Source organism: Vibrio sp. 2017_1457_13, from assembly GCF_030851525.1.
In the GTDB taxonomy this organism is placed as follows: domain Bacteria; phylum Pseudomonadota; class Gammaproteobacteria; order Enterobacterales; family Vibrionaceae; genus Vibrio; species Vibrio metschnikovii.
In genome coordinates this window covers 58,415-77,180 of record NZ_VHTA01000008.1, presented here as the reverse complement: position 1 = coordinate 77,180, position 18,766 = coordinate 58,415, and the positions used below count along the sequence as shown (strand labels likewise).

Genomic DNA, 18,766 nt, shown 5'->3' with positions numbered 1-18,766 from the left:
CGCTCTATTGATAAGGAACCGTTCAACCATGTTTGACATCGCCCTCTATGAACCTGAAATCGCCCCTAATACGGGGAATATTATTCGCTTATCCGCTAATTGCGGCGCGAACTTACATTTAATAGAACCTTTAGGGTTTGATTTTGAGGAGAAAAAACTGCGCAGAGCCGGTTTAGATTATCATGACCTCACCCGAGTCACTCGCCATCAAAATTATCAAGCCTTTCTCGACTACTTAACGGCTCGTGGTGAATTTCGACTCTTTGCCTGCACCACAAAAACCACAGGACATCATGTTGATGCACAGTTTCAAGTTGGGGACGTATTACTGTTTGGCCCAGAAACGCGCGGCTTACCCGCCGACCTGATCCATAGCTTACCGATGAATCAACGCATTCGTATTCCAATGATGCCCAATGCTCGCAGTCTAAACTTATCCAATGCGGTAGCCATCATTGCCTTTGAAGCTTGGCGTCAATTGGGTTTTTCGGGAGCTCAATAAGCTACCCACCGAGTATTTAAGGAGAGGCGATCGATATTAACGCGTTTTCCATGCGTAATCTGAGATGATCAATCCGCCTCAACCTTAAGTGATACTAAAGGTGAAGTATGCTCACGATTCCGACAGCCAGAAACTACAAACCGACACTTTTGCAAACAAGCGATACGAAGAGCAGAGTAGAGCAGATAGCTTTAGACATAGACTGGATCGACAATAGACATTAACGCAGGAGAGAGCAATCACGACCAAGCCATGAAAAGATCAATGACAGCCATTAAAAAAATGACAGACAGCAAAAAGGCCGCCTAGGCGACCTTTAAATATTCTGATGAGTATCAGTAAATTATAGAGTTACAACTTGAGCAGCTTGTAAACCTTTTTGGCCGTTTTCAACGACGAATGATACTTTTTGACCTTCGATAAGAGTTTTGAAACCCTCAGAAGCGATTGCGTTGAAGTGTACAAACACATCCGCGCCGCCGTTGTCTTGAGATAGGAAACCAAAACCTTTAGTTTCGTTGAACCACTTTACTGTACCAGTTGCTTTGTTAGACATAATTTGTCCCTTATATAGAATTCATTGGATTACTGCGCAAATGCGCAAGGTGCTGAAGCATGAATTATTTAATGTAGCTAATCATGTAAGGGAAATATTAGGATAACAACTTTTACGATGGGATTCTAAGAATTTACTTTTACTTTTGATTTTCATTAATAACTCTTAACTATAGAGCCAGATAACTATAAGGGTTTCCTTCTCATTAAGCAAACGTTTTATTCAAAAATAACCAAATAAAATCGAATCTCCAGACAGATCAATCAATTGAGTCGATTCGAGTCGTCCCGCGGATGATCCTTTTGTTCTTTATACTCATACTCACCATCAAACGTCTCCCCCTCGGCGTTCGGTCGAGATTGTGATGATTGATGGGAAAACGAGTCAGGACCACTCATGGTATTCACAACCAAATAGCCCATTAAGTAATGAGCCAAACGCGCCCTTGGAATAGGCAGCAAAACGAGCATGCCTATTCCATCTGTAATAAATCCAGGCGTCAGTAATAAAACACCGGCGACAGCTAACAACATACCTTCGATGATTTGCTGTGCCGGCACTTCACCCCGTTGAAGGCGCTGCTGGACGGACAGAAACGTCAAGACACCTTGACTACGCACCAGTATCGCCCCAACCAAAGCTGTAAATAGGATTAAAGCAAGCGTTGGCCATAAGCCTAACAAACCACCGAGCTGAATCAGCACCGCAATTTCAATGATTGGCAAAGCAATAAATAAACATAATAAAATAAGCAACCTAGCTTCTCCTTAACTGAGCCCGACTTTACCTGACTGCACTGCTCAGCCGTTTGTTGATGAGCCAATGGGAATCCTCGTTCACCACTGAACGTTTTTCAAATTAACGTGATGACCACGGAACTGCAACCTTGTTAGGTCATCAGCCGGTCATTTCTCATCACCCATCAGACTATTCTAACCATCTATGGTTGATGAATCATACGATTACGAGGTTCACCCAACACCACTCTCGATTAGGCCAACAAACATTCCATAAAATAATTCTTATTTTCAATATCTTAACTTTCTATTAAACCAATTCACTCAAACCGTGAGATCTTAGCTAAAGATCCTAAACCTCTCCGGAGTTATGCACCGGAAAGGTGATCCAGTTCCTATTTTTTATCTACTGGTCAAGTATGATTAGCGAAGAAGTCAGGACAGATTTTCCCAGCCAACCATTCTGGTGAACGGATTCTTAAGACAGAGATGGCTAAGTGTGACTAATCAGAACAATTATCTTAAGGATCCTGTGATGGCTACCCTATCTGAAACCCCTATTACCAACCAAGCAACCCGCATCGAAGAAGACCTGCTCGGCGAACGCCATGTTCCTGCTGATGCTTATTATGGTATCCATACCCTGCGGGCGATAGAAAACTTCAATATTTCTAATGTTACGATCTCAGATGTCCCTGAATTTGTTCGTGGCATGGTCATGACCAAAAAAGCGGCCACGCTCGCTAATAAAGAGCAAGGCGTGATCCCTAAAGATGTCGCTAACTATATTATTCAAGCGTGTGATCTGATTTTGGAAACCGGCAAGTGTATGGATCAATTCCCTTCCGACGTTTTCCAAGGTGGCGCAGGCACTTCAGTCAATATGAACACCAATGAAGTGATTGCTAACGTAGCCCTTGAACTGATGGGTAAAGAAAAAGGTCAATACCAATTTATTAACCCCAATGATCACGTTAATAAAAGTCAATCCACCAACTGTGCGTATCCAACCGGATTCCGAATCGCCGTTTACAACAGTATTCTCAAACTGATTGAATCGATTGAATACATCAAAGGTGCTTTTGAACTTAAAGCCGTTGAGTTTAAACAGATTCTCAAAATGGGGCGTACTCAGCTCCAAGACGCCGTACCGATGACCGTTGGTCAAGAGTTCCATGCGTGGGCCGTGACGCTGAACGAAGAGATCCGCGCTCTGCAATACACCTCTAAGTTATTATTAGAAGTTAACCTTGGTGCGACGGCCATCGGCACCGGTTTAAATACCGCTCCAGGCTATCAAGCATTAGCAATAAAATATTTAGGCGAAGTCACTGGCCTAGAAGTGGTACCTGCTGAAGACTTAATTGAAGCAACGTCCGACTGCGGTGCTTACGTAATGACTCATGGCGCGCTGAAACGCTTAGCAATGAAGCTTTCGAAAATCTGTAACGATTTGCGCTTGCTCTCTTCTGGCCCTCGTGCGGGTTTCAATGAACTGAACTTACCTGAATTACAAGCGGGTTCATCGATCATGCCGGCCAAAGTTAACCCGGTTATCCCTGAAGTGGTTAACCAAGTGTGCTTTAAAGTCTTCGGTAATGACAACACCATTACTTATGCCGCTGAAGCGGGTCAATTACAGCTTAACGTAATGGAGCCAGTGATTGCTCAAGCGATGTTTGAGTCTATCTCCTTGCTTTCTAACGCGTGCGTTAACCTGCGTGATAAGTGTGTCGATGGCATTACGGTCAACAAAGAGGTTTGTGAAGGCTATGTGTTTAACTCGATCGGCATCGTCACTTACCTTAACCCTTACATCGGCCACCATGAAGGTGACATCGTTGGTAAAATCTGTGCCGAAACGGGCAAAAGCGTCCGTGAGGTCGTACTGGAGCGTGGCTTGCTCACTGAAGAAGAGTTGGACGATATTTTCTCAGTCGACAACTTGATGTACCCTAAATACAAGGCAAAACGTTACGAGTAATTCGATTTACTCTACAAGAAGGCTCTGATTCAGAGCCTTCTTGGTTTTTGCCAGATGGAAAGTCGCCAAAACTTATTCTAAATCATGGTAATTAATTAAAAGCGTTGGCTACCTTCCATTGATACTAAAAAATAAGATAAACCTATGAATTCACAGCCTTGCGTTAGCTTAACACTGGGCGGTAAAGCGGATTTTCCCATAATCTTTTAGGAGTATAAGATGTTCATAATTGAGTTCCTTATCGTATTAGGATGTATCCTAATCGGGGCAAGGATTGGTGGTATCGGACTGGGTGTCATGGGGGGGATTGGTCTTGCCATTCTCAGTTTTGTGTTTGGTATGCGTCCAACCAGTCCACCGATTGATGTGATGCTGATGATCATGGCGGTGGTGGCAGCGGCGGCTTCCATGCAAGCCGCCGGCGGCTTAGATTACTTAATCAAAATCGCCAGTAACATCTTGCGCAAAAATCCTCGTCATATCACTTTCATCGCCCCATTAGTCACTTACTTTTTTACCATGATGGCTGGAACTGGACACGTAGCCTACTCGGTATTACCCGTGATCGCAGAAGTCAGTCGTCGTAGTGGTATTCGCCCAGAGCGTCCGCTTGGTATGGCAGTCATCGCATCACAGTTTGCGATTGTGGCTAGCCCTATCGCGGCCGCCGTCGTGGCATTAGTGGCCTTCTTAGAACCGCAAGGGATCACCTTGGGTAACGTATTGATCGTCACCATTCCAAGTACTTTCCTTGGCCTTGCCTGTGCTTGTATTTTTGTCAATAAAATCGGTAAAGAGCTGAAAGACGATCCAGAATATCAACGTCGTCTACAAGACCCTGAGTTCCGTGCAGAAATGGAACAAGAGATGAAAGTGGAAGATATTCAAATCACGCCACAGGCCAAAACATCGGTTTCTCTGTTCCTATTTGGTGCGATTATCGTGGTCTTTATGGGCGCGATTCCTAGCTTGCGTCCGCACTTTGATGGCTCACCAATGGGCATGGCACATACGATTGAAATCGTGATGCTATCCATTGCAGCCCTGATCATCCTGATTTGTAAACCGGACGGCAATACCATTACTCAAGGCTCTGTATTCCATGCCGGGATGCGCGCAATCGTGGCCATTTTCGGTATCGCTTGGCTAGGTGATACCTTCATCGCGGGTCACGGCGATATGGTGAAAGAAGCGGTATCTGGTCTGGTTGAAGTTGCGCCATGGACCTTTGCTTTTGCCCTATTTGGACTATCGGTGATGGTCAATAGCCAAGGAGCCACCACAGCAGTATTGGTGCCGGTTGCGATTACCTTAGGCTTACCACCTGCAATCATCATTGCGGTGTTCGTCGCGGTTAACGGATATTTCTTTATTCCGAACTACGGCCCGATCATTGCGTCGATTGACTTTGACCGCACAGGGACAACGCGGATCGGTAAGTACATCTTTAACCACAGCTTTATGCTGCCGGGTTTATTGAGCATGATCTTCAGTATCGGTTTTGGTTTAGTCTTAGCGAATATTTTCCTCTAATTTTCATACTAACCATCATCAAAGGGAGCTCAGGCTCCCTTATTATTTTTGATATAAATCAAACAAACTTCGATTAATTCAACTGATCATACCCATTATCAAAAGTGCATAATATTTCTTCCTGAACGTTCTAAATAATCAATCCTGTAGCGCAAGCTTACTGTTTAGGCACAACTGACCAAGATGAGTCTAAAAATAGAGTAGTCTTTGAGAATATTATTTCATTATTCATAAACAAATACCCTAAAAAAAATAATCAACATTCTCTCGCCTTTTATATCTAAGAATATTATGTGAAGCAAAGCCAAGATAATAAAACTTACTATCTTTAAAATAAAACCCATTAAAGCATCCGTCTAAAAACCTCACTCAACATTTTAATATCATATATTTCATTTAATTCACTGATTAATAAAAGCCATGCTGTTTGATTAAAAAGTGAATATTAGCCACCAAGCACATTTAGGCCAGATTATCTAAATGTAAGGAGAACGCTATGACAAGCCAAACTTTACCAACGGACCATAAGAAAGGCTTTTTTGCTAACTTAAAGTTTCCCTCTGCCTATACCATTTTATTTTTACTGATTGCCTTTGTGGCATTACTCACGTGGATAGTCCCTGCTGGTCAATATGAACGAACCATGAATGCCGAGCTCGGTAAAGAAGTGCCGATTGCGGGCACTTATGCTCCAACCGAAGGTAATCCACAGGGTGTGATTGATGTACTTCTCGCTCCCATTGATGGTTTTTATGATCATACGACTTACGAAGCGGCGGCGATTGATGTTTCGTTATTTATCCTCATCATCGGCGGTTTTCTTGGCTTGGTGACTAAAACGGGAGCGATTGACGCAGGTATTGAACGAGTCACCTCGCGCTTACAAGGGCGAGAGGAATTAATGATCCCCATCCTGATGGCACTCTTTGCCGCGGGAGGCACCATCTACGGCATGGCAGAAGAGTCACTCCCCTTCTATACCCTATTAGTGCCAGTGATGATGGCAGCTCGTTTTGACCCAGTGGTCGCAGCGGCAACCGTATTACTAGGGGCTGGCATTGGTACTTTAGGTTCCACCATTAACCCCTTCGCGACCGTGATTGCCGCCAACGCAGCGGGGATTCCTTTTACCGACGGCATTTTCCTGCGTCTTGCGATTTTATTAGTCGGCTGGATCATCTGTGTCATGTACGTGATGCGCTATGCGAAAATGGTTCGTGCCGATCAAAGTAAGTCGATTGTTTACGATAAATATGAAGAAAACCAAGCACACTTTTTAGGTAACCGTAGCGGAGAAAGCTTAGTTTTTACTACCACTCGCAAAATTATTTTAGCTATTTTTGCCCTCTCCTTTGCCGTGATGATTTACGGTGTATCCGTCGCCGGCTGGTGGATGGCCGAAATATCGGCGATGTTCTTGGGTTCAACGATTCTGATTGGTCTTGTAGCCAGAATGAGCGAAGAAGAATTCACCACTAGCTTTATTGATGGTGCACGTGATTTGCTTGGCGTCGCGTTAATCATCGGGATTGCGCGTGGTATTGTCGTGGTGATGGACCGGGGCATGATCACTGATACGATACTCAATTCAGCTGAGCATATCGTGACTGGATTATCGTCAGTGATGTTTATTAACGTGATGTACTGGCTAGAGATTTTATTGTCGTTCTTAGTGCCATCGTCTTCTGGTCTAGCCGTGTTAACCATGCCAATCATGGCGCCACTGGCCGATTTTGCCGGCGTCAGTCGCGATCTGGTAGTGACGGCATACCAATCTGCATCAGGGATAGTTAACCTCGTCACACCAACGTCTGCAGTGGTGATGGGCGGCTTAGCCATTGCCCGCGTTCCTTATATACGCTGGATAAAATGGGTCGCGCCATTACTGGGGATTTTGTGTGTATTGATTATGATTATGCTCAGCATTGGTGTGTTACTTTAAAGGTTCACGTGAACGCCGCTTAATCAACGTCATCCTAGCCATAACAAAACAATAAAATCATTGCTTGATAATATTCTTACTCTGCAAAGCCGCACGCTATCTGGTGCGGCTTTTTGCTTTCCTACTATCCCCTATCGTCATGTTGCCAACAACGATCTGACTTGCGATTAATTATACCCTTCCTATTTGAAGCTGCAGCGGTGTTGGCTACGTCCGTTCACCCCAATCACATAGTTTGCCTATGCTTATGGGGATTCACTCACTTGCCACCTACCTGCAATTTCAACTCGTTTGGGTATAGTTTTATTTATCAAACCATGAATTAAATTAATCCATTAATTCTAGACTCCCGTAAATCACCAGCAATTTACAATTGTTCTAGATCAATCTTTCCTCGCTTATTTTGTTAACATTAGGGAAAATAAAACCATAAAAACCGTTACCTAATCCCGAATAGTGAATAAATTCGCCACTCTAATACCACCCAACACTTTTATGGTTTGCATAATATTTCCAAATCAAATGCTATCAGACTGAAAACTGGCTGATGAACAATAATAAAAAGCATTTTATTCCATAAAAAACCATTAAAAAACCGCCGATTTAAACGTTATCAAATGAATAATATTTGTTAATAACTCATCTAAAATGGCAAATTAATATAAAAAGTAAACTGTGAGCCACATCCAAGAAAGAACATCCACACAAGGTAATATAAAACACAGAACAAAGAGATGAATTTAAATATAAATTTCAATCTCCCTCATACACCCTACAAAATAATTATACCTTTAGTTAATTAAGGTATACAAAATAAGAGAGATACGATTATGAGTAAGTTATACGTAGGTTCTGAAGTAGGTCAATTACGCCGCGTTTTAATTCATCGTCCACGACGTGCATTAACTCATTTAACCCCCTCTAACTGTCACGACTTATTATTTGATGATGTGTTAGATATTGAACGTGCAGGTAAAGAGCACGATATTTTTGCACAAACCCTCCGCGATCAAGGTGTTGAGGTTTTGCTGCTAACGAATTTGCTTGCCGAAACCCTCGATGTCAGTGAAGCCAAAGAGTGGCTGTTGCATACGCAAATCTCAGATAATCGTTTTGGACCAACGTTTGCCAACGATGTTCGCTGCTTCCTTAATGATTTACCGCATATTGAATTAGCTAAAATCCTAACCGGTGGCTTGTCTTACGGCCAGTTCCCGATGCAATCATCGTCTATCTTACAATCGATGCATAAAGCCGATGATTTCATTATTAAACCACTACCTAACCATTTATTTACTCGCGATACCTCGTGCTGGGTATACGGTGGCGTCTCCATTAACCCGATGGCGAAAGTCGCTCGTCAGCGTGAAACTAACCATCTCAGAGCAATCTATCGCTGGCACCCAACCTTCGCTGGCCAAGACTTCATCAAATATTTCGGTGATGAACAACGCAACTACGATAAGTCTACCATCGAAGGCGGCGACGTTTTAGTCATCGGACGCGGCGCGGTGTTAATCGGCATGTCAGAGCGCACTACGCCACAAGGGGTGGAACAACTGGCTTCAGCACTGTTTAAACACGGTCAAGCCAAACAAGTGATTGCCCTTGAGTTACCTCAAGAACGCTCTTGTATGCATCTCGATACCGTCATGACTCACATGCGTGAAGATACCTTCTCTGTCTATCCAAATGTGATTCCAGATGATGTGAAATGTTGGAGCTTAACCGGCGATGCTTCTGGCAAAGTTAAAGCCACTCAACAAGCCTCTTACATTCATACCATCGAGCGCGCACTGGGTGTTGATAAGTTACAAATGATCACCACCGGCGGCGATAGCTTCGAAGCAGAACGCGAGCAATGGAACGACGCCAACAACGTACTAACGGTTCGCCCAGGCGTCGTTATTGGTTATGAGCGCAATACTTACACCAATGAGAAATACGATAAAGCAGGCATCACCGTGCTGCCTATCCCAGGTGATGAATTAGGTCGTGGCCGTGGTGGCGCTCGCTGCATGAGCTGCCCTATTGAACGTGATGACATCTAAGTTAGGGCGAGTGATATGGAAGGAGATTTCTCCTTCCATCCATCAACGAGAGAAATGACCATGACAAAACAAACTGTTGTCGTCGCCTTAGGAGGCAATGCCTTACTTCGTCGCGGCGAGCCATTAGAAGCGGATGTTCAACGCCACAATATTCAGATTGCCGCGCAAGCCATCGCGAAAGTGGCCGAGCACTACAATGTGGTACTGGTGCACGGTAATGGCCCACAAGTCGGATTATTAGCACTACAAGGGCTAGAGTACAAAAAAGTTAACCCGTATCCACTTGACGTATTGGGCAGTGAAACTCAAGGCATGATTGGTTATATGCTGATGCAAGAGTTTAAAAACCTACTTCCAGAACGCAACGTGACTTGTATGTTGACTCAAATGACCGTTGATGCCAATGACCCTGCGTTTGCCAATCCAACCAAACCGATTGGCCCGGTTTATCAAGCCGAAGAAGCGCGAGCTTTGGCAGAAAAATACCATTGGACAGTAAAACCTGATGGCCAGTATTTCCGCCGTGTGGTGCCAAGCCCACTACCAACGGGGATTGTTGAACATCAAGCCATCAATACCTTGATTGCCGATGGACATTTAGTGATTTGTACCGGCGGTGGCGGCATTCCAGTTAAGTACCAGCAAGGCAAACTAGTGGGCGTTGAAGCGGTGATCGATAAAGACATGTCAGCCGCCTTTCTCGCCAAACAAATTGGCGCCGATGCATTGCTTATTTTAACCGATGCCGATGCGGTTTATCTCGACTGGGGAAGCCCAACTCAACATGCTTTGCGTCAAGCAACGCCAAGTGAATTAGCGGCTTATCAATTTGACGAAGGGTCTATGGGACCGAAAATTCAAGCTTCCTGTGAATTTATTAAACAAGGTGGCCGTCTGGTAGGCATTGGAGCTCTGGAAGACGCGGTAGCCATTTTAGAAGGTCAAGCGGGGACCAATATCATTCGTGACCATTAAACACTAGGTTTCAGGCTGGATGACAACCTCCCACCAATCTAGGTTGTCACCACGTCAATCAGCGAAATACTCAGCGCTCGCACACATCATGCTAGCGCCTAAAACGAGGATAACATCATGGCTTTTAATTTACGTAACCGTAACTTCCTAAAACTGCTTGATTTCACACCAAGAGAGATCCAGCATCTATTAGATTTATCGATTGAGCTGAAAAAAGCCAAATACAATGGCTATGAACAGCCTCGCCTGAAAGGCAAAAATATTGCCTTAATTTTCGAAAAAACCTCGACCCGCACTCGCTGCGCCTTTGAAGTCGCGGCTTTTGATCAAGGCGCGCAAGTCTCCTACCTTGGCCCTTCTGGCTCACAGATTGGCCACAAAGAATCGATGAAAGACACCGCTCGCGTACTAGGTCGGATGTATGATGGGATTGAGTACCGTGGTTTTGGCCAAGAGATTGTCGAAGAACTCGGCCAATACGCTGGCGTTCCGGTATGGAATGGCCTAACCGATGAGTTCCACCCAACGCAAATTCTTGCTGACTTTATGACCATGCTCGAACACGGCCGTGGTAAAGCACTGCATCAAATCAAATTTGCTTATTTAGGCGATGCGCGCAATAACATGGGTAACTCGTTAATGGTCGGCGCTGCGAAAATGGGCATGGACATTCGCCTCGTCGCGCCAAAAGCATTCTGGCCAACAGAATCACTGGTTGCTACTTGCCGCGCAATTGCTGAAGAAACGGGAGCAAAAATCACCCTAACTGAAGATGTGCAAGAAGGCGTCATGGGTTGTGATTTCCTCTACACCGATGTTTGGGTCTCGATGGGCGAAGCCAAAGAAGCGTGGGCCGAGCGCATCCAGTTAATGCTGCCTTATCAAGTCAATATGGACATGCTTAAAGCTACAGGTAATCCGCATGTCAAATTCATGCACTGTTTACCGGCATTCCACGGTGAAGATACCACGGTCGGCAAAGAGTTGGCCCAAGCTTACCCAGAGCTAAAACAAGGGGTTGAAGTCACTAATGAAGTGATCGAATCAGAACATTCGATTGTGTTTGACGAAGCAGAAAACCGGATGCACACCATTAAAGCGGTGATGGTAGCCACCCTCGGTGACTGATCGATAACCCTTTATCTTCCTCTCACTACATCACGAGCCGAAGTCCGGCTCGTGATTTTCCCTACCTCGTTGTTCATCCATTTAAACAACTAACTAATCATCATAATGCAGTTTTTTATTTGGTGATCTGCCGCAATAAGCCGTAAATCAATAAGTGATATGCTCAACTCCAGAATGATGTTTGCTTAATCGTTAAACGAGGGCACGACCGTGAACCGAACCATCCCTGACATTGATGCTGATGAACGCTCATTAACCGCGGCCTGCAAGAGGCTGCTACAACAGCAAAGCTTCGCCAATCAACATGAATTACGCGAGCGCTTAGTTGAACTGGGGTTTGAAGGCGTAAGCCAATCAACCGTATCACGCTTACTTTCTCAGCTCGGCGTGGTCAAAATCCGTAATGCTTGTGGCAAAAAAGTTTATTGCATCACGGTAGAAACCGCACCAGTACGCGTTGAATCTTCGATTGCTTCGCAAATTGAATTTATTACTCACAACCAATCCGTCGTGGTGGTCAAGACCCATCCGGGCAGCGCTCAGTTAGTTGCTCGTTTGGTTGATATCGATCCGCACAGCGAAATCATTGGTACCGTGGGCGGTAATGATACCGTACTCGTGATTCCGCGCGACGCCAATCGTGTCGAAGCCTGTGAGCGGATTGTCAAAAGTCGCTTAGGGGTGGCTTAAGCCCAGCGCTGCACTGTATCTTCCAACCCGTTGTCTATATAGTAAAGCCAATCGTGTTTTGGATATTGTAGTGATGATGCGTCTATTTATTTCTCTTTTACTGCTGCTGAGTACGGCAATCAGTACGCCGGCATTGGCCACATTGACCGTTAATCCCTCATTTGAGTTAAACGGAGCATCGCGCTTTGCTCCGGTCGATCAAGCCTTTCCGCTGTCTTTTTTCCAACAAGCTGATCAACTATTTTTAGATTGGCAGATCAAGCCAGGGTACTATTTATATCAAAGTAGCCTAACCATTGAGGCTAAAAACGCCCAGTTGGCCGATTACGTGTTGCCGCAAGCACAGCCGTATCATGATGAATTTTTTGGCGATGTGATGATTTATGATACGCCACTGTCGATAAACGTATCACTGAACAATGCCCAATCTGGTGCTACATTGACCGTGCGCTATCAAGGCTGCGCCGCCGCAGGTTTTTGTTACCCACCTGAAACTCGGGTTATTGATCTGGAACCCGTCATCGCCCAAGCATCCAGCGAATCTATCTCTAGCTCAACCGTTAACGAAACCAACCTTGCCACTTCACAACAAGATTCTTTAGCGAATCGATTAGCCCACAGTGCTTGGACTCCGCTACTGTTTTTATTACTCGGTATTGGCTTGGCTTTTACCCCATGCGTATTACCCATGTACCCAATTTTAACCAGTATCGTACTTGGTGGCGGAGCTATCTCACAACGCCGCGCATTGCTGCTAAGTGTGGTCTATGTGCAAGGGATGGCGTTGACCTACACCTTATTGGGTTTAGTGGTAGCTTCTGCGGGTTTACAATTTCAAGCCGCTTTGCAGCACCCTTATGTCCTGATGACATTGAGTGTCTTATTTGTCGCCTTAGCGTTATCGATGTTTGGTTTATACAGTTTGCAACTGCCAAGTAGCGTGCAAACTTGGCTAAGTAGCTTAAGTCAGCGCCAACAAGGTGGACGGCTTGGCGGCGTGTTTATGATGGGCGCAATTTCGGGTTTAGTCTGCTCTCCTTGCACCACAGCTCCTTTATCGGGAGCCTTGCTCTACGTGGCACAAAGTGGTGATTTGGTCACGGGGGGCGTCGCGCTCTACGCATTGGCCTTAGGCATGGGAATTCCCTTAATCGCTGTCGCCGTATTCGGTAACCAGTTATTGCCGAAAGCAGGGGATTGGATGAATCGCATCAAGATCTTGTTTGGTTTTGTGCTGCTCGCTGCACCCATTTTCCTACTGGAGAGAATTATCCCTAGCTTATGGAGCACGGTCTTATGGTCGGCGTTAGGACTAAGCGCATTCGGTTGGCTCTATCATGCAAAAAACAGCTTACCTTTTGCAGGTTGGAAACAAAGCCTGATAGGGATCATCGCTATCCTCGGCTTATTATTCTCAGCTCAACCACTGCTGAGTTATTGGCTGAATCCCAATCATTACAGCGCTCAGCAAGCTAACATTCAGTTTCAACCGATTAAAACCGTCGAACAGCTTAATCAAGCTTTGCTCGACGCTAAAACAGCTGGAAAACCGGTGATGCTCGATTTTTACGCTGACTGGTGTGTCGCGTGTAAAGAATTTGAGCGTTATACCTTTCACCAGCCCGCCGTTGAAGCGCAGCTAAAAAACTTTGTATTACTGCAAGTGGATGTCACCCGCAGTGAGCCGGAAGATTTTGAACTCTTACAGCATCTACAAGTACTTGGTTTGCCGACTATCGATTTCTGGGATGGACAAGGAAACCGACTACCTCAAGCGCGTATTACCGGCTTTATGGCCGAACATCCTTTTCTTGCTCACCTAGAAAAGTTTCAACGCTAATCGGCTTGGCAGATAAATCATCGTTGATTTATCTGCCATCTTTATTTCCCTAATTAAATATCTCTCCCTTTTTTGTGATACCACACGCCGTTTACGATAATCATAACCAGAGAGCAACTTTCAACATCCAAGCATTTCCTTGGCCAATAAGACTATTGCTGTAAATTTTCTTCAGCTCATCCCCCTTGCTCATCCTGCAAAGTGTGCGCTTATCGAACGCCATTCAACCTACCAAACGTGATAATGGTTCGTAGACGGTGATTTTTATCGCTCTAAAAAATCTTTACCGCGGTAGCTCACATTTTGTAGAGGTTACTTATCCCTAGCATATCCAGTGAACTCATAACCTCACTAATTCTATGAAATTTTTAATTAATTTTTTATAGATTAGATAGAAAACTAGGGACTTAGAACGTGAACAAACCTAACTTTTCGGCATTAAGTAAAGCCATACTGCCCATTTTGGCAGGCGGCTTACTGGTCGGTTGTAACTCGTCATCGGATGATAATATCGCCGCAGAAGCACAAACGGTCACCGTTTTTTATAAAGCTGACCCCACATTACGCAGTCAAACTAGCGATAACGATCTTTATCAGGGGCTCACTCTCCACGTATGGAACGATAACCATTGTCGAGCCTATGCAGGAAGCAATACCGAGTGGAACAATAGTCTCGTTCCTAATGGGATTGATGCCACCTTCGGAGCTTACTGGCACCTACCCTACAGGCAAGATGCTTCGCAATGCATCAATATGATCCCTCACTTTGGTAACGATAAACCACTGGGTGAACTTGATACGAAAATTGACTTAACCCAACTAGGGGAAAATGCCAGCGTCTATACTCAACAAGGAGTAGCTGCCGTTTACCCTGAGTTAATTGCTAGAAGTCACTTAAAACAAGATACATTACGTATTTACCTTAATAGCCAAGATGGTGACGAAAGCGATTTTACACTACATGTTTGGAACGCCGGCGAATGCAGCAGTTACGATGCCGGAGACACAAGCTGGCCGGGACTCCGCCCTTCTGGATTCAGTCCAACCTATGGCGCTTATTGGGACTTACCCATCAACAACAATGGTGATTGTATAAACCTTATCGCCAATACTAACGGCAATGGCGATTATCAAACCGATAACTTAAAGTTTGAGTTTGCTCAACAAGGGGTGATTGGAGCGATTGGGATGCTATTTAAAGGCACCAATAAAGTCTTTTATCAACCATTAGCACGCTTGCCACAAGGCCAAGTGGATGTCATCGGTGCCAGTGCTATATTTGCTGACGCTAAGACTTTGTTAGTCGGCAATAAAGAGGCAACCTCAGTAACACTCTATCATTCAGCGCAAGGTGAGCTTAGTTTTGATTCCGCCAATAAATCGGTAACTGGTTTTGATAGCAAGTTCACCTCTAAGCTTAGAGCCGCCCATGATTGGACATCAGATAAACCACATCTCAAAGATGACTTTGTTGGTTTTAGTTTTGACTATAGCGAAGAGCAATTGAAACAATTAGTCAAAGGTCAGCTCTGGTTAGTCGCCAGTGATAATCAAGGAGTAATTCAAGTCACAGAAGTGCAACCCGCCAGTGCCTTAGATGCTCTCTATGCCGATGAGGCTGTCAAGTTGCCATACGGCGCACTAACGAATGGCAATACAACCACTTTCCGTCTCTGGGCGCCAACCGCTCAATCCGTCAAGCTGCTCCCTTATGGTGCTGATAAAAAAGCCCAAACGCCTATAAAAATGGAATTTGATGCTAAATCCGGCAGTTGGTCAGTAGAAGACACCAACCTCAAGCATGGCGATTTTTATCGCTATCAAGTAACGGTTTATCATCCAGCCACGGATAAAGTGGAAAGCTATGAAGTTACGGACCCGTATTCACTTAGCTTGGCGATGAACTCACAATATAGCCAAGTGGTGGATCTCTATCATCCTGACCTTAAACCTGCCGGTTGGGATGACTTAAAAGCGCCTCATCCGCAAGCTAACCCTGCTCAGTTTGTGCTTTATGAAGCCCATGTGCGCGATTTCTCCGCTTTAGATGACAGCACACCGAAAGCCCACCGTGGTAAATATACGGCTTTTGCTCAGCCAGACACCGTACCGGTTAAGCATTTAAAGGCGTTAGTGGACTCAGGCGTTACTCACCTGCACCTATTACCTGTGTTTGATATTGCTACCATTAATGAAGACCCAACCAAAGTAGCCGATATTGATCAGCCATTTAGCAAACTGTGTCAATTACAGCCCGCGGTGCAAAACGATCGTGATTTTGGTAGTTATTGTAGCGGTAACATGACCATTTCGGCAGTATTCCATCAGTTAAAAGGCGATGACCATAAACAAAACCCTGTGGTGCAACGCCTCAATGGCTTTGTGCGCGATGTCGATAGCTTTAACTGGGGGTATGATCCTTTCCACTTTACCGTTCCCGAAGGCTCATACTCAACCAACCCTGATGGCACAACGCGCATTAAAGAGTTCCGTCAGATGGTGATGGCGGTGAAACGAGACATTGGTATGAACATGGTTATGGATGTTGCCTATAACCACACCAATGAAGCTGGCGTCTCAGATAAGTCGGTACTCGATAAAATTGTCCCTTGGTATTACCAGCGCTTGAACGAGTTTTCTGGTCAAGTAGAAACCTCTACCTGCTGCTCGAATACCGCGCCAGAAAATCGGATGTTTGCGAAATTAATTGATGATTCGATTTATACCTGGACCAAAGCATACAAAATTGATGCCTTCCGTTGGGATTTAATGGGCCATCATCCACTTACGCAAATTGTCCATACGTTAGAAGTGGCACGAGAGGTCAACCCTGATGTCTACTTCTATGGTGAAGGTTGGAATTTTGGTGAAGTGGCCAATGATCGCCAATTCAAGCAAGCCAGCCAAGCTAACTTAGCCGGTACGGGGATCGGTTCATTCTCGGATCGGCTACGGGATGCCGTGCGTGGCGGCGGTCCCTTTGATAGTCAAGATTCCCTACGTAGTAACCAAGGCTTTGGTAATGGCATCTATGTTCTGCCCAATGATCTAGCGGCAAGCGATAACCGTGCCACCGCACTACATTTGGCGGATACTGTACGGGTCGGTATGGCTGGTAACTTAAAAGCGTTTCCCTTTATTGACCGTCACGATAACTTGATTACAGGTCATGATCTTAATTACAACGGCCAGCCCACAGGCTATGCGCAAGATGCTTGGGAAATCCAGAACTACGTTTCCAAACATGATAATCAAACCTTATGGGACAATAACCAATTCAAGATTGCCTATACCGTTACCACCGCCGATCGCGTGCGCATGCAGGCGGTGAGCTTATCCACGGCGATATTAGGCCAAGGGGTACCGTTTATTCATATGGGTAGCGAGATCTTGCGCTCTAAATCGATGCAGCGTGACTCTTACGACTCTGGTGATTGGTATAACCGCGTCGATTTTACTATGGAAAGCCACAACTGGAATATCGGCTTACCACGTGAAGATAAAGATGGCGAGAACTGGTCGATGATTGAAGCGGTGATAACCGGAGCAGGCACTAACGCTCAGCCAGATAAAGCTGATATGGAAACCATGCAAGGTTATTTCCATGAGCTGGTTCAATTACGTGCTTCATCCGGCCTGTTCACTCTGGGTAAAGGGGAAACCATTATCGATAGAGTTCAATTCCACAACACGGGTAGTGAGCAGATTGCAGGTGTGATTGTCATGAGCATGGATAATAGTGGTGAGCGTTTTGATGGTGCGATTGATGCCGAGCGTCAAGGTTTGGTGGTGGTGATTAACGCCTCGCCAGAAGCTTTAGCACACTTTGCCAACTTTGACGCTACTGGCTATCAGCAGCACAGCATTCAGCAAGATGCTGGCGCGAAATCGATTGGTGCGGGAGCCAATGTCAATAACGGTAAGTTATCGGTTCCGGCTTGGTCTGTGGCGGTATTTGAGAAACTGGCCAGCTAATAGGCTAAAAAAGTAGCTCGTAAACGAAGCCTATTATTAAGCGTCAAGTGCTTACCCATTTGACGCTTTTTTCATTGAGCACAATAAAAAGGCGATACAGTTCAGACTTTTAGTTCATCGCCATTGTGACTATCAACAAACAAGACAATAATTTCTGTAACTAAATGTTCAAAAGTAATTAACGTCATGGATTCGACCTACACCATTATTATCGCTGATGATCACCCATTGTTTCGTAATGCGCTGTTTCAATCCGTGCATATGGCGATCAGCGGGGCTCATTTGCTTGAAGCAGATTCATTAGACGCTTTATTGAGCTTATTAAGCCAGCAAGCGGATGTTGACCTACTGCTGCTCGACCTGAAAATGCCCGGAGCTAATGGCATGTCAGGCTTGATTCAATTGCGCGCGCTTTACCCTGAGTTACCCATCGTGGTTATTTCTGCCAGTGACGAATCAGCGATAGTCTCTCAAGTCAAACATCATGGTGCGTTTGGTTTTATTCCTAAATCGAGCGATATGCGCAGCTTGATCAGCGCCCTTAATCAGGTACTCAATGGCGAACCTTATTTCCCCGCAGGATTAGCGGATATGCCTAATCAAGGCAATGATTTAGCCGAGAAAATAGCCACCCTCACCCCTCAACAATACAAAGTGCTCGGTATGCTATCGGATGGTTTACTCAACAAACAAATTGCCTACGAACTCAATGTCTCCGAAGCCACCATCAAAGCGCATATGACGGCCATTTTTCGCAAGCTCAACGTTACGAATCGCACCCAGGCCGTCATTTTACTGAAGCAATTAGATAACTAAGCCAGTGATAAAATAGCCCCTTGCTACTGGAAGCCGC

General features: G+C 45.1%; 13 protein-coding genes. 11 read left to right on the top strand and 2 right to left on the bottom strand.

Annotated elements, in window-relative coordinates; translation table 11 throughout:
• Positions 1-28 precede the first annotated feature (28 nt).
• The gene (locus tag FKN88_RS12490) at positions 29-502 is read left to right on the top strand and encodes a tRNA (cytidine(34)-2'-O)-methyltransferase (RefSeq protein ID WP_040903916.1); all 474 of its coding nucleotides are present in this window, start codon (positions 29-31) and stop codon (positions 500-502) included.
• A 343-nt stretch (positions 503-845) separates the two neighbouring features.
• On the opposite strand, the gene FKN88_RS12485 is transcribed toward FKN88_RS12490, so the two are convergent.
• On the bottom strand, positions 846-1,058 hold the full coding sequence (locus FKN88_RS12485) for a cold-shock protein (protein WP_004394424.1): 213 nt from the start codon (positions 1,056-1,058) through the stop codon (positions 846-848).
• A gap of 263 nt (positions 1,059-1,321) precedes the next feature.
• Positions 1,322-1,813 (bottom strand): FxsA family protein, encoded by a 492-nt coding sequence (locus FKN88_RS12480; RefSeq protein ID WP_040903914.1) that lies wholly within the window; start codon positions 1,811-1,813, stop codon positions 1,322-1,324.
• A gap of 517 nt (positions 1,814-2,330) precedes the next feature.
• Between FKN88_RS12480 and aspA the strand changes: the two genes are divergently transcribed.
• From aspA to FKN88_RS12430, 10 genes are all read left to right on the top strand, one after another.
• Entirely contained in the window at positions 2,331-3,779 is a 1,449-nt protein-coding gene (gene aspA, locus FKN88_RS12475) for an aspartate ammonia-lyase (protein ID WP_004394423.1), read from the top strand.
• Between the two features lie 219 nt (positions 3,780-3,998).
• Positions 3,999-5,312, top strand: a complete 1,314-nt coding sequence (locus FKN88_RS12470; protein WP_154169948.1) for an anaerobic C4-dicarboxylate transporter family protein — start codon at positions 3,999-4,001, stop codon at positions 5,310-5,312.
• A 496-nt stretch (positions 5,313-5,808) separates the two neighbouring features.
• A complete protein-coding gene (locus FKN88_RS12465; protein WP_154169946.1) occupies positions 5,809-7,254 on the top strand; it encodes a YfcC family protein in 1,446 nt (481 codons plus the stop codon).
• Positions 7,255-8,084: 830 nt separating this feature from the next.
• On the top strand, positions 8,085-9,305 hold the full coding sequence (gene arcA, locus FKN88_RS12460) for an arginine deiminase (protein ID WP_004394419.1): 1,221 nt from the start codon (positions 8,085-8,087) through the stop codon (positions 9,303-9,305).
• 60 nt (positions 9,306-9,365) lie between these two features.
• On the top strand, positions 9,366-10,280 hold the full coding sequence (gene arcC, locus FKN88_RS12455) for a carbamate kinase (RefSeq protein ID WP_154169944.1): 915 nt from the start codon (positions 9,366-9,368) through the stop codon (positions 10,278-10,280).
• A 117-nt stretch (positions 10,281-10,397) separates the two neighbouring features.
• Entirely contained in the window at positions 10,398-11,408 is a 1,011-nt protein-coding gene (locus FKN88_RS12450) for an ornithine carbamoyltransferase (protein WP_004394417.1), read from the top strand.
• Between the two features lie 210 nt (positions 11,409-11,618).
• Positions 11,619-12,098, top strand: a complete 480-nt coding sequence (locus FKN88_RS12445) for an arginine repressor (RefSeq protein ID WP_004394416.1) — start codon at positions 11,619-11,621, stop codon at positions 12,096-12,098.
• A 76-nt stretch (positions 12,099-12,174) separates the two neighbouring features.
• Positions 12,175-13,938: a protein-disulfide reductase DsbD gene (locus FKN88_RS12440; RefSeq protein WP_373567182.1), complete on the top strand. Its 1,764-nt coding sequence runs from the start codon at positions 12,175-12,177 to the stop codon at positions 13,936-13,938.
• A gap of 414 nt (positions 13,939-14,352) precedes the next feature.
• Complete coding sequence (gene pulA, locus FKN88_RS12435) at positions 14,353-17,913, top strand: pullulanase-type alpha-1,6-glucosidase (RefSeq protein ID WP_306687523.1); 3,561 nt, start codon at positions 14,353-14,355, stop codon at positions 17,911-17,913.
• A gap of 186 nt (positions 17,914-18,099) precedes the next feature.
• A complete protein-coding gene (locus FKN88_RS12430) occupies positions 18,100-18,729 on the top strand; it encodes a response regulator transcription factor (RefSeq protein ID WP_154169939.1) in 630 nt (209 codons plus the stop codon).
• The last annotated feature ends 37 nt before the right edge of the window (positions 18,730-18,766 follow it).